Source organism: Bacteroides sp. RCH18 (assembly GCF_058231005.1).
The window spans coordinates 1,676,888-1,690,124 of the sequence record NZ_JBIPTC010000001.1; the positions used below are offsets into that span (position 1 = coordinate 1,676,888).

General features: G+C 40.3%; 10 protein-coding genes and 1 pseudogene. All 11 read right to left on the minus strand.

The genetic code is table 11. The features are described 5' to 3' along the window. Positions 1 to 6: 6 nt before the first annotated feature. The 11 genes and pseudogenes from ACHLI0_RS06835 to ACHLI0_RS06885 all read right to left on the minus strand — a co-directional run bounded on the left by ACHLI0_RS06835 (position 7) and on the right by ACHLI0_RS06885 (position 13,232). Positions 7 to 882, minus strand: coding sequence for a glycosyltransferase family 2 protein (locus ACHLI0_RS06835; protein ID WP_490748723.1), 876 nt, complete (start codon positions 880 to 882; stop codon positions 7 to 9). Positions 883 to 884: 2 nt separating this feature from the next. Then, positions 885 to 1,835, minus strand: a complete 951-nt coding sequence (locus tag ACHLI0_RS06840) for a polysaccharide pyruvyl transferase family protein (protein WP_016267022.1) — start codon at positions 1,833 to 1,835, stop codon at positions 885 to 887. A gap of 87 nt (positions 1,836 to 1,922) precedes the next feature. Next, positions 1,923 to 3,455: an MATE family efflux transporter gene (locus ACHLI0_RS06845; protein ID WP_490748724.1), complete on the minus strand. Its 1,533-nt coding sequence runs from the start codon at positions 3,453 to 3,455 to the stop codon at positions 1,923 to 1,925. 38 nt (positions 3,456 to 3,493) lie between these two features. After that, positions 3,494 to 4,618 carry a chain-length determining protein gene (locus tag ACHLI0_RS06850; protein WP_490748725.1) on the minus strand — a complete coding sequence of 375 codons (1,125 nt, stop codon included), beginning with the start codon at positions 4,616 to 4,618 and terminating at the stop codon, positions 3,494 to 3,496. A gap of 6 nt (positions 4,619 to 4,624) precedes the next feature. Continuing rightward, on the minus strand, positions 4,625 to 7,036 hold the full coding sequence (locus ACHLI0_RS06855; RefSeq protein ID WP_490748726.1) for an SLBB domain-containing protein: 2,412 nt from the start codon (positions 7,034 to 7,036) through the stop codon (positions 4,625 to 4,627). Between the two features lie 15 nt (positions 7,037 to 7,051). Further along, a complete protein-coding gene (locus tag ACHLI0_RS06860; RefSeq protein WP_414238310.1) occupies positions 7,052 to 7,420 on the minus strand; it encodes a UpxZ family transcription anti-terminator antagonist in 369 nt (122 codons plus the stop codon). A gap of 10 nt (positions 7,421 to 7,430) precedes the next feature. Continuing rightward, positions 7,431 to 8,009, minus strand: a complete 579-nt coding sequence (locus tag ACHLI0_RS06865; RefSeq protein WP_055301178.1) for a UpxY family transcription antiterminator — start codon at positions 8,007 to 8,009, stop codon at positions 7,431 to 7,433. Between the two features lie 335 nt (positions 8,010 to 8,344). After that, positions 8,345 to 9,295, minus strand: a complete 951-nt coding sequence (locus ACHLI0_RS06870) for a tyrosine-type DNA invertase cluster 3b (RefSeq protein WP_490748727.1) — start codon at positions 9,293 to 9,295, stop codon at positions 8,345 to 8,347. Between the two features lie 213 nt (positions 9,296 to 9,508). Then, positions 9,509 to 10,912: pseudogene (gene ltrA, locus ACHLI0_RS06875) on the minus strand (group II intron reverse transcriptase/maturase). Positions 10,913 to 11,780: 868 nt separating this feature from the next. Then, positions 11,781 to 12,632 carry a FecR family protein gene (locus tag ACHLI0_RS06880; RefSeq protein WP_490748728.1) on the minus strand — a complete coding sequence of 284 codons (852 nt, stop codon included), beginning with the start codon at positions 12,630 to 12,632 and terminating at the stop codon, positions 11,781 to 11,783. 9 nt (positions 12,633 to 12,641) lie between these two features. After that, positions 12,642 to 13,232, minus strand: coding sequence for an RNA polymerase sigma factor (locus ACHLI0_RS06885; protein ID WP_008767805.1), 591 nt, complete (start codon positions 13,230 to 13,232; stop codon positions 12,642 to 12,644). Positions 13,233 to 13,237 lie beyond the last annotated feature (5 nt).

A 13,237-nucleotide genomic window follows, 5' to 3' on the forward strand; every position in this document is an offset into this window, starting at 1 on the left:
ATTTATTTACTTTATTATTCTTTTAAAAAAGCGAAGTATATAAGCAGGAAGCATCAAAGGAATTAAAATAACTATCTGTAAAGATGGATAAGTTTCTCGAATTAAACGAAATTTCGCCATTTTACAATAATGCACATATTGTAAACTCATTTTTAATTTATTTTTAAAAGAAACTTGTTTATACGAAATAAGCTCTTTTGTATAAATCATTGAAGAATATGGACTCTCATCCATTATTTTTCTATAAGTATCGCTCAACCCGCTGGGTAAATACTCACAAACATATAAACCTTCATGCACATATCTTGCCATATATCTTTGAGCAATTCTGTTCCATACAACAGCTTCTGTACAAAAATTTTCTTTTTCTATTTCTGGAAAAGGATATTCTTTCATAATGGATGTACGTACAACTTCCGCTCTATCACCTCTTATTTTATATTTTGTTCGATAAGATAAAAAATCAGTATCCAAAATCTCATATTTACATGGAGTACCCACTGTTTCATAGTTATGACTAACTCTCAAAGCTACAACGCCACAATATTTATTATCACCTTCTATATCTTTCAAAAATTTATCAAGAAGTAAGACAGCATCATCTGTTAAATAATCATCACTATCGACAATGAAAAACCACTCTCCGTTAGCTAATTTTACTCCTCGATTTATCGCACGATGCTTACCACCATTTGGTTGATAATAATAGCGAATTGCAAATCTATCTTCTGACAACGATTGAATATATTCTTTTGTATCATCTGTACTACCATCATCTACAACTAACCATTCAAAATCAAAAGAGGTCTGTCGACAGAGACTTTCGTATAAACGTTCTAACGTATGACAACGATTATAGGTAGAGGTAAATATTGTAATCATAACTAATTCTTCTTTCTAAATGGACAAGCTGAAAGGATAGCATTTAAATCAATTCTATTTGCTGTCCATACTTTCTTATATTCCAACAACGAATTGATTGATATATAATGATCTACTTTCAAGACCGGCTCAGTAAATTCTTTACCCACTGATAAATAATAATCTCTAAATTTTAAACCATTTTCTTCTACACGATAAGTGAATTCACACCAAATATTAGGAACAGAATAAGTGTCCGCAATTATAACTCCATGTAAAGAAGTAGATAAAATGAAATCACAACTACATACAGCGTCAATAAAATACTTCCAGTTATTATAGCTATCCAAACTGATAAGACATACATCTTCTTTTGAATATTCTGATAAAATCTTATAATTTCTTTCAATGCAATCATTATAATGAAGAATAATACCAATTTTATATTTCTTCTTCATTACAGGAGAATAAAATAAAGGGAAAAGAAGTGCTGGATCTCCATAGACAGCAGGACAATCTAAGCCTTTTTTAAGAAAATACTCTCTAGTTAAGGGACCGCGAACAGAAAAAATTTCTAGTGGTTTCAACTCCATTTCCAAACTAGAAACTCCAATACCACTACCCCAAACAATACTCCTTTTATGTATTAACCAAGGAATAATACTTCCAATACATAAATAATTCTTTTTTTTACCATATCGAGAAAACAAAGAGTATTGATAAGGAATAATTCTCCTTTTACTTACTAAAGCAGCAATTATAAGACTCACATCATCGCCCCAATTATTATTAGTAAACTTATAATATCCTCTTGAAGGCGATATACAAGCCGAGACAGTTATAGCATCCTTATCAACTAACTCCCAAAACAAATAATAAGCATATTTTAGGAGATGAAAAGGACGACCAACAAAATATTTTATGCAGTAATACATTACTCCATTCTTACGTAATTGATTAATGATATGAGACATAAAAATTATAATTTATAAAAAAATGTAGCTAATATTATATTGATATACAGACTTTAGTGCCACATAAAATATATTAGTGCGAAAACATTAAGATAGCATTCGATTTTTTAATAAAATAATCTTTTGCGCCACAAAACTTCTCTCGCTCGAAGAACAACCGATATACAATATAGCCAATAAAGAACACAATAAACTACATCCCACAACCAATACAAAACGAATTCCTCCCATTGGTAAGTGATAATAGACACAAATAGGAAGAATCGAAGAGCAAATAGAAACTACTAATATATTCAAATACACTCTCTTAAAATACGACAAAGGCGATATTTCTATTTCGCCTCGCAACATAAATACACGAGCAATTAGGCAACATTGAGAAATAACAATAGCCACAACCAAAGTTATTTCCGGAAAAAGTCCCCAATATAACAACATATAAGAAAAAGGGAAATTAAGCATTTGCAAGCCACCTACAACTAATTGATAATTTCTTATTTTTCCAGTTGCAAGCATAGCTGTCACAAGTGGATTTGATAACGATTCGAATAGAGTTAGGACTAAAACTAACCTAATAAAAGTTACAGTATATTCTGGAACAGTAACAAGCCAAACATTTAAAATGCTATTAGCCTCAATTATCACAGGAAGTGACAATAAAAGTAACATATAAAACGACAAACGTGCTCCTTGATAAATTAAAGTCATCATATGTGAAGACTCCCCGATTGCATAGGATTTTATAATTTGAGGATTCAATGCTGTCATAAAGTTATTCACAAATCCTGAAATAGCAGCATTTACTTGAAGTGATATTCCACGAGCTGCGTTTACCGCCGGACCACAAAAAATATTAATAGCAATATTAACTCCCTGATCACGAAATACAGTAGCAGAAGAACCTATGAAATTCCATCCTGCAAAACTAAGCATTTCTTTTAAAAGAGATTTTTCGTAAACAAAACGATAAGTACATTCTTCAAAATGCTTCTTGCAATATAAAACATAAGTCATTTGGATTATGAATGCTACAAATAATAACAATATTGCATATAAAATCAACTTCTCAAATAAAGTAACATATAAAATAAAAACAACGCCAAGTTTCAACAAAACTTCTAAGATACTTATATAAGCAAAAACTTTCATTTGTTCATGTGCAATAATAGCAGCATTATAAGGAACACTAATCAGGTTAATCATAAAAATCAACATAGAACATTGCAATACCCAATTAGCAGCTTCCATCTTTTCTATTGGAATGTTCATTTTATTATTTAAAAACCAAACCCCACATATTTCAACCAAAAGACATACAAGTAAAGCGATTATTACTTGTACAGTTACTGCCGACGAGAATATTGTTTTTAGTCTATCTTTACTATCACGTCCTAATTCAAAAGTTATAAAACGACTAATTGCAGTAGATAATGAACCTGAAATAACAGAAAACATAGCAACAACTCCACCTACTACATTATAAATTCCAAAATCATCAACTCCTAATATATTCAAGACTAAACGACTTGTATATAAACTTATTCCCATAGTTATAAACATACGGAAATAAAGGAATAATGTATTTCTAGCTATACGCTTATTATCTACAATATAATTCATGCGAAAAGTTCACATTTCCCTAGTGGAAGCTATGAATTCTATTTGCTAATTTCATTTTTCAAATTATCCATTATTCTCTTACCTAGTAATATCCAGATAGCAGTAGAAAAAATAGCTAGAAACATAAATATTAAAACATATACTTTCATTCCTAGACTTGAAGAATATAAAGGTACAACCGCTGGCTCAATCACTGCAAAAACTGGTTTTTCTTCTTGTACCTTAGCTCGCGCAATTTGCAATTGGGTAGCTACTTGGCTATAGACCTGATACGCTAAATTCATATCATTTTGCAAACGTTCTTGCTCTGCACGAACACTTTGAAGTATCAGATTATCATGACTATCTACATAAGTGACATATTTATTTTGAGCCATATAATATTCCAGTTGTCGCTCTTTAAATAAATTTTCTAAGTATGAACAATCTTCTTTTGCCTTAAAAGTACGATAACCAATAATATATTCCTGCAACCTATTAACTGCAGAATCTACTACAACAGCAGCTACTTGAGGATTTTGTAAAGTGACAGAAACTTTGGTAATAGCCGTTTTCTTATTTATTTCAACAGTTATACTATTACGAAGAGCATTAATTTTAGCATTTTCCTCACTTGTTAATTCAATCACATCTTGTTTTCTTTTATTAGAAGTAGGCTTATCATCATCAATAAACAAGGACTTAGTCCCATCAATTATCATATTAGGAATACCTAGAATATAATTCCACCATGGAGAAATTTGCTTATCCAAATAAGCATCTAAAGTCAATGATTTGTCCCCATCTAATACAGGCAATTTAATTGCAAGAAGTTCAATTAAAAAAGGAGTAGAAGCAACTATATCTGATGAAAGAGAGGTATTTAACGCATCAACATCGCTTGTAACAACTCCGTTACCAAAGAAAGAAGCAGCCAGTCCAGCCATTCCTCCTCCTTTATCACTTCCCATTTCCGGAGAAAGTATAATATTAGCAGTATATCTTTTAGGTATACTAAATGCTACAATAATTCCAATAATCAACCCAATTCCTGCAGCTTTATACAATGACTTACGAATATAAATAATATTATAAAAAAAAACTTTCAGATCAATTTCTAATTCTTCCCCTGTACGCTCGCAAACACTCATCGTTTTATTTTTCCTTATATTTTCCTCCTCCATAACAAGCTATTTTTTTATCAAATTAGCAATAGAAGCAATCATCATCCCCAAAGAACTGAAAGAAGTAGCATAACCTAAAATATTAGCTATGTTCCCTTTCTTCTTAGCCTTACTAGGTACGATAATCTCACATCCCGGCTCAATCTGTTTCTTACCACTACCCTTAACCTTAGTCACCTGACCATTCATGTAAACAATGAATTTCTTACTCTTCCTTGCATTATCAGAATAGCCACCGGCCTGATTCAGGTAATAATCCACATCCTTTCCCTTCATATAAGAAACCGTATTGGGGACCATGACAGCACCATTGATAGTCACAGTATTATTATTCTTTGGTATGAAGACCACATCACCTTCACGTAAGACAAGGTCGGCACTACCCTTAGGATTAGTCAAAGCCTTCTCCAGATCAATGCCTACCGTAAAGGTATCCTCAACACCAATACCCAAAGAGTCAATCATGGCCTCACCCAATTGTCTGCTCATCAGGCGAATCACATCACCCATACGTTTCTTCTCACCCGCACTTGCCACACGGGTCAATTTCGCACCACGAAGATAGGCAAGGTTAGTAGGACCACCCGCTTTATTCACCAGATCGGAAAGACGTTCCTCACGGCTGGTCATGGCGTAATTTCCTCCGAAAAGGATTTCACCATCAATGACTACATTCTGTTGTGCCTGATAACCCGGACTGCGACGGACATAAACTTCGTCATAAGGCTGAAGGATAAAACCGGGCTGACCGTCGATGACAAAACCATCCTTTAAAGAGAAGGTATACATCTGACCGATCGTATCATTATCCGCGGTACTACGGGGATTCTTGATTCGTCTCGACACATCAATACGGACAGTAGAGGCGGCTTCTTTCAAGCCACCGGCCTGGATGATCAGATCCTCAAGTGTCATGTTATCAGCATAAGGATAGGAATCGGGGTGCGCGACTTCACCGTGAACTGTGACATTACCCCGGTCTTCCAGGTCATGGATACTTGGAATGTAGAGGATGTCATTCTTCATCAGGGCGAGGTTCGGGGAAGTACCGTTCATGATAGACCTGATGTCTATCTGAACAACTTCACTGGTCAGGTCTTCACGCTGGCGATAGAGGACAGCACGATTCAGGAAAGCGTCACCGGTCAGGCCCTGGGCTTCATGGACAAGTTCGCGGATCGTATTCAGTTTACCGCTGAGCTGGTAGATGCCGGGACGATAGACAGCGCCACGGATTTCCAGTTTGTTTGTGAAGCGGTTAAGGATGGCTTCGGCTGTTACAACGTCACCGTTACGCATTGTGTAGATGCTGTAGTCCATATCCTTGACCGTGTTGACCTCGTATTCCTCACCATTCTGACGGACAACACGTAATGAACGGGTGTAGGCGTCAGCTTCAAAGCCGCCGGCATATTTGATTAAAGTGGCAAGGTTCTCGTCTTTCTTCATTTCGAAACGCATAGGACGTTTTACCTTGCCGCTGATCTTTACCAAGACATCGTAGGCGGGGACGATAACCACGTCACCTTCCTGAAGGCGGATGTCATCCTGTGTGTTGCCTTTCATAATAAATTCGTAGACGTCGATGGTGGCGATATTCTTTCCGTTGCGTACCAACTGAACGTTTCGAAGGCTGCCGATATCACTCACACCGCCTGCACGATAAAGCGCGTGGAAGACGGTAGAGAAGGAAGAAAGGGCGTAGGTACCCGGCTGTACGACCTCTCCCATCACGTTGATCTGGATAGTACGGATATTACCCAAAGTCAGACGGATGTCGGAAGTAGGGTCGGTAGTATTGTTCAGACCGTTATAGATCTTATTCAGGGCGTTCTTCAGATAGTCGTTGGCGGCGGAGACTGTCATACCGCTAAGGTTGACAGGACCGATCTTCTGAATGTTGATGGTGCCTTCAGGAGAGATTTGCTGGCGGATCGTGTTCTGGCTCGCACCCCAGATATCGATGATGACTTCATCACCGGGACCCAGGCGGTAGTTGGCAGGAGTGGCAAGGTTGACACTAGGCTCGAACGTCAGGTTGCGGGTATTGAAGATATTGCGCCCGAAAACCTGGTCCTCACGGGCCAAATCTTCCGTAGTCGGATGATCCTCCAGCATGTCGGAAGTATTCTCCTTAGTCTCTTCACGAAGGCGGGACTCGTTGATATCCGTACCCGTGGATTGGGAGGTGTTTACATTGTTCTGCTGCTCATAGAGCTGCTTCACACGCATAGCCTGTTCCTTGGTCACACCTTTACGCGCAAGTTCGGAAGCAAGCTGTTTCTGTTCCTTGCCTTGCCGGATACCGTCCTTTACATATTCCAGTACCTGTGAGTCACTCATGGACTGGGCCATAAGCGAGCCACTTCCCAGCATAGAACAAAAAAGTAGAATGCTAAAAAGTCGTTGTATTTTCATTGACAAATAAAAAAGTTAGTTGGTTTCACACAGTTCCTGCATACCGTGACAGACCGCAGACAACTGTTGTTTAAGAAGAGAAGGGGGAAGAGCATCAAGGAGGGTCAGAGAACGCTGCAAGACAGACCGTTTTCTATCCTCGTCTTCCGGATTGGCGTACATCGACACATTATATCCCTGAAGGATGGCCAAACACAGGGTAGCATCCTGTTCCGGTGTCTCCCCCCGTTGTGAATATAAATCGTTTATCTGTTCGTGGATGGATTGTTGTAATGCTGAAAGGTCATCCAGATACACGTGGCCTGCACTCCCCTCACCAGGAAGCAGCATGCGCACCAAACTTAATAAACCCTCTATGTTTTCCTGTAAAATAACGGCATCCATATCCCTTGCCTTAAACAGCCGCCATAATAGGCTCTACATAACCGACAGGCATATCCACACAGGCACATCCCAGCATATTCAGGCGAACGGCGATCTTACTCTTGCCATCCACATTAACCAGTTCGCCAACAAGGCCCGTCAGGGGGCCTTTAATCACACGGACCTTTTCGCCACGGGCCAAAGGGGCACTGTTCATGCTTATCGATTCTTCTGAATAATCAAGCATGAAACGGAAACGGGCCATCTGCTCGTCAGGGATTACGGCAGGACTACTCTCGCCGCGCATCACCATGTAACGGCTCACAGTAGAAAAACTCAGGACTTCCATGCGTTCCCTAGGGTCAACGTGTACGAAGACCATCATAGGAAGCAAGACGGAGGTGACCAGCTTGCGACGGTCGCTCCATTGGTGGAATTCCTGTTGAACGGGAACGAAATTCTCGATACCCATCTTGTCCAGATGCTCGGAAACCTTCTTTTCATGATGCATCCGAACCAAAGCAACATACCAGCGTTTTGAGTGTGCTACGCCTTCCCCTGTCCCATAAATAGGCCCAGCATTGAGTGATTTCTTTTTTCTTAAAATCATGTTTTTTTACCCCATGTTTATCCGTTACTTCTTAGGTAACTCACAAACAAAGGACAAGCGAAACAGGGAACTTTTTTCAACGAAAACATCGGAAGAGGACTGGTATTCAGGAAATAAGGCAGAAGTGAAGGGGTTTTTCATAAATTGGAATAAAAAAAGACATAACACGGATATTGTCATTTTCCGTATGTTATGCCGACTTTTGATTCATTTTAAGAAATTAATTTCATTTTTGTTTGCGTATTTTCATAAATATGTCCATCTTTGCGCCATGAATCATTCCGTTACCTAAGAAGTAACACACACCGATAAACACTGTATATCAGGATTCTAAATCACACATACAGGCCAGAACCGCACCTCTTAACGTAAGACAAATTCATCCGGTTTACCTCCGTACGCTCTTTCAGCTCAAAGCCCTTCAGATAAATCTGCGTGGTCTTGATCGACTTATGCCCAAGGGATTCACTGATCATCTCGATAGGGACACCACGGTACTTGGCGGTGGTAGCCCAAGAATGGCGAAGCGTGTAGGAAGTCACGGGGAAGTTGAGACGTAGCCGCTTTGCCAGGGATTTCAGGCAGTAGTTGAATCTCCGGAGAGCGGACTGGTATTCACGGTAAGCTTTCTCATCCTTCCTTTTCTTATCTCCCTGAAGGATGCCGAAAAGGTAGTCGGGACAGCCGGGACGGGGAGACCGTCGGTTACGGAGCTGCTCGAGCATCTCCTGTGCGCTGTCCAGAACCTCGACGCTCATGGGAGTCTTCGTCTTGACACGATTGTAGTGCAGCACATTGCTATCAAGAGCGGATTTCTCCAGATGACTCAGATCGGCGAAAGACATCCCGCAAAACTGGAACATCAGAGCGGCGATAGCCTGGGTACGGCGGAGACGGTCAGACTGGGGGTCTTCATAAAGAAGCCTGCGAAGTGCAACGACGGGAAGCGCCCTTTTCTGACGAACGTCCACTCCCGTATAGACCTCATGGAACAGGCGGTGGACATAAGGAGCGCTACCCGCCTCCACACCACGATTGTAGATACTGCGAAGCATACGCATATACGTGGAAATCGTATTGGGCTTCAGACCACATGCGTAAAGATGCTGTTCGTAACGGCGAAGGCGGTCACGGGTGACTTGACGGAAAGACACACTATGGACACCACAAAACTTGCTAAAAGAAAGAAGGGCGTTCTGATAGACATGCGCCGTAGAATAGCGGCCCTCCTCGCGCAAACGGCCGATATAGATATCGGCACAACGACTAAATCCATTTTTATTCATTATTTATATCACTAGTTAGATTACACAATACAAAGTAAGATGAATAAACATGAAGTCTTAGTTTTATCTTGTTTGACTATATTAAAATTACTAAAAAACTGATGCTCACGAATACAATCGAGTAGGAGGAAAACGAAGTAGAAGTTTTCCTCCTACTTTCGTTTTCCGACCTCTCACACCACCGTACGTGCCGTTCGGCATACGGCGGTTCTCTTAACTGCGATGCAATTGGGTATAAAGAATTATCATTGACGGATAACCCGCCATTACAAGCTTATCTGTTGTGATTGCTCTATGCAATATCCAACTATCCGCAATGGGCCAATAGCCTTTACGGGTATTCGCCCATTCCCAAGATTTCCGACGAGGGATGCCACACTTCTGCAAGCTGGCAAAACGTGTACGTACCCGCTTCCAACTCTTCCATATATACATTCTAAGACGACGATTGTACCACTTCGCTGTTTTGATTATAAAATCTTTCATATCGGCATAACGATAGTATGTCAGCCAACCTCGGATGTATTGCGTCAGGTGGAGTTTCAGCCAAGCGTAGCCTTGACCACTACTACGGCTGGTCAGGTGCTTGATGGTGCGTTTGAACTTGGATTGACTTTTCTTATGAAGATTAAGACCACATTTACGGTCGGCTCTTCAGTAGAAGGAGTGTCCAAGATACTTCTTGCCGCAGATGGAACCGACTTCTGTCTTCTCTTTGTTTACTTTCAAGAATAACTTCTTTTCTATAAACTCGGAAATACTATCACGGACTCGCTCCGTTGCCCGAAGACTATGGACAAGGATCAGACAATCATCGGCATAGCGGACAAACGGGTGCCCCCTGCGTTCCAATTCCTGGTCCAACTCATTAAGAAGAATATTGCTCAATATAGGACTCAATGGACCACCTTGGGGGACGCCCTCGGCAGTCTCCGCGTATTTGTGAGATACTACAACTCCTGCATTAAGGTATTTGTGTATCAAAGATATTACACTGCCGTCCTTGACGGTTCGGGATAAGACCTCTATCAGTTTGCTGTGGTTAACACGGTCAAAGAACTTTTCCAAATCCAAACCGATACAGTAGCGATAACCTTGGTCTGCATATTCCTGCACCTTATGCAGTGCATCGTGAGCACTACGATGAGGGCGGAAGCCGAAGCTGTTGTCACTGAACTGAGGTTCGTAAAGCGGTATCAACACTTGGCTGATTGCCTGCTGAACAAAGCGGTCTACCACTGTCGGGATACCTAATGGGCGAGTTTTACCGTTGTCTTTCGGAATTTCTAACCTGCGCACAGGGGACGGACGATACTTCCCCCTGCGTATCTTTTCCAACAATTCGTCTTTATGGAGGGTAAGGTATGGCAACAGTTCGCTCGTCTCCATCTTATCGACACCTCCCACTCCTCCATTCCTTACGACTTGGCGGTATGCCGCATTCAAGTTCGATGGACTTAGAAGGAGTTCCAACAGATTGTTTTCTTCCAATTGCACTTCCACAAGCTGCTCATCTTTTATCTCCATAAAAGTCTGCACTCCCACATACTCGTCGGATGCTGTCCTATCCATTTGTGGGCAGTTCGTTTTACTGATTTTCCGCATTGACTCTTTCATAAAGTATTAAATGGTACTTGTTTGATTAAAAGTTCAGTCCTTCACCGACTGCCGATTTTTTTACCTTGTCGGTTACTATGACCTCTGCTGACTTCTCACGGTTCGTTATTACTGCTTGACTGTATTTATTTATTTTTCCTCGCCCGTGAGACCTCCCCAGTTATGGACATATTCTTTCCATCTTATGTCTGCTTGATTTACTTCGGATGTTCCGGACAACTATAGGACTTCGTTTTGTTTAGCAAACTTATCCACATCCTTAAGCCTTAATATCAAGTTTCTGTACGTCAGACCAGATATTTGCCGCAGGCTTCCTTCAGATTCCACCTCACGATGGACACCCTTGCCGTTGGCTATATACTTCCCGTTGTCAGGGCGCTTTAGGGACTTACACCCGTTAGAATATGTTCGTGCTGGGCGAACTAAAAAAATGTAAGAGAAAACCTTTCAATTTTCTCTCACATTTGGAAAACAATAAAATTAAACTCACTTACTAATTGCCAATTCGTTCGCTATTGCTTTCTCTTAAAACAGCAATTGGCATCATTCTCCGTTCTTTTCAAGAGACTTCTTCTCTTAAGCAATCTAATTCTCTACCTAATTATTAATTTACTCCCCTTAAAATTCTGTCTAGCCATGGACAGTTCATCTACCTGTTACCTATTGTCTGTTTATAAATAGTTCCTTATATTTATAAGAGGAGCTTTCTTTCCTTTTTTACCAAGAAAAATAGAAGAAAAAATAGATTTAATTAAAAAACGCCTTTCAGAGCACTCTGAAAGGCGTTTTTTAATTGCAGAAAGATTTCACTTCCTGCTTTATATCAAGGATAATTTCTCTTTTTTACGGCGCGGACTTCTGTTCCCGTCTATTCTAATATGACTTTCTGCCCGCTCAACTGATAACTGATTCCTAAAGAACCAAATACTTTTTTCAATGTTTCATGCAGGTCTTTTGTCAGTATCGTACCGTTATAGTACAATTCATTATATTTTTCACACCCTACCACTTCCACATCAAATATATGCTGAATATCTGCTACTACATTGACCAACGGGTCATCTTCATAACCGAGCACTTCGGGCAGTTCTTCCTTTTCCTGAACAGGACCAATCTCATTCTCATTACAGCGTACACTTTCACCGGCATTCAATGTCTGTTCACCGATTGGTGTCTCTACCTTCACACTTCCCTCTTCACAATTGACAGTGATCGTTTTTCCTTCCTGCTCAACCAAGAATTTTGTACCTAACACCGTAACATCTCCGGCTTCCGTTCGTACAGTAAATGTTTTACCCGGAGTCACGTCAAAAAAGGCCGATCCGAGCAGATTCAGTTTACGCCCCCAAAGCCAGCTCACTTTATTATAAGACAAAGTTGAGTTTTGCATCAGCTTCACAGAACTGCCATCCGGTAACTTGTAATCGACAGCTACTGCTTCAGACGTAATCTTCTCTTCCGACAGATAGTAATAACCGCCTATTCCGAAAAGCAGGACAAACAGGGCCGCTACTCTCCAGTAAATACGACTGCTCCTGCGAACAATCAGTTTCTGTCTTCCTGCAGCGTTCGGTCTGCTTGTTAATGCATCCGCACGTTTTTCTTCACGAAATTCTTCTAACTTCCCACCAACTACAGACTTCCGTGCAAACAACTCACCTTTCAGAGGAAGTTTGCCGTCTTCCATATATTGTTCCAGAAGTTCTTTCCTATTCTCCATATCCTCACCTCAATTAAAAATCCATAAATTAGCAGCTACAGTCAACAGGAATGATTTGCTCAATCGCTCTCTCAGTCTGGATATTGCCATGTGGGTAGTATTATAAACAGTACGGGAAGTCAGCCCCATCACTTCGGCTATTTCATCCGAATCCAGTTTTTTATAATACTTCAGGTATAATACCTCTCTCTGCTGCTTTGTCAAGCCATTTATTTCTTTCTGCAGAACTTCTAACTGCTCTCTTTCAAGTTCGGAACGGACAATCGCTGTTTCTATGTCTATCTCCAAATCGAATCTATATTCGCTTGAATTAACTTCGTCCAATGATGTGAATACGCCATTAGCAGTTTTCTTCAACTCATTCAGCAGCATGCGTTTCAGCGCCACACACAGGTAAGCGGATATGGACTGAGGCTCGGAACAACTCTGCCTCTTCTCATACAGATAAACGAACAATGACTGAATGGATTCAGTTACCAGATTATCATCACCGGCAATCTTCATCCCATATCCGTAAAGTAAATCCGAATATTCATTGTAGAGTTGCCGGAATGCTTCTTCATCCCCCTGCTGGATTTTCTCCCAAAATGTTGTATTCATTTCTC

Bases quoted from the DNA above. Each gene is read 5' to 3' on its own strand.
- ACHLI0_RS06835 (WP_490748723.1), bottom strand. From the start codon at position 882: ATGATTACAATATTTACCTCTACCTATAATCGTTGTCATACGTTAGAA.
- ACHLI0_RS06840 (WP_016267022.1), bottom strand. From the start codon at position 1,835: ATGTCTCATATCATTAATCAATTACGTAAGAATGGAGTAATGTATTAC.
- ACHLI0_RS06845 (WP_490748724.1), bottom strand. From the start codon at position 3,455: ATGAATTATATTGTAGATAATAAGCGTATAGCTAGAAATACATTATTC.
- ACHLI0_RS06850 (WP_490748725.1), bottom strand. From the start codon at position 4,618: ATGGAGGAGGAAAATATAAGGAAAAATAAAACGATGAGTGTTTGCGAG.
- ACHLI0_RS06855 (WP_490748726.1), bottom strand. From the start codon at position 7,036: ATGAAAATACAACGACTTTTTAGCATTCTACTTTTTTGTTCTATGCTG.
- ACHLI0_RS06860 (WP_414238310.1), bottom strand. From the start codon at position 7,420: ATGGATGCCGTTATTTTACAGGAAAACATAGAGGGTTTATTAAGTTTG.
- ACHLI0_RS06865 (WP_055301178.1), bottom strand. From the start codon at position 8,009: ATGATTTTAAGAAAAAAGAAATCACTCAATGCTGGGCCTATTTATGGG.
- ACHLI0_RS06870 (WP_490748727.1), bottom strand. From the start codon at position 9,295: ATGAATAAAAATGGATTTAGTCGTTGTGCCGATATCTATATCGGCCGT.
- ACHLI0_RS06880 (WP_490748728.1), bottom strand. From the start codon at position 12,632: ATGGAGAATAGGAAAGAACTTCTGGAACAATATATGGAAGACGGCAAA.
- ACHLI0_RS06885 (WP_008767805.1), bottom strand. From the start codon at position 13,232: ATGAATACAACATTTTGGGAGAAAATCCAGCAGGGGGATGAAGAAGCA.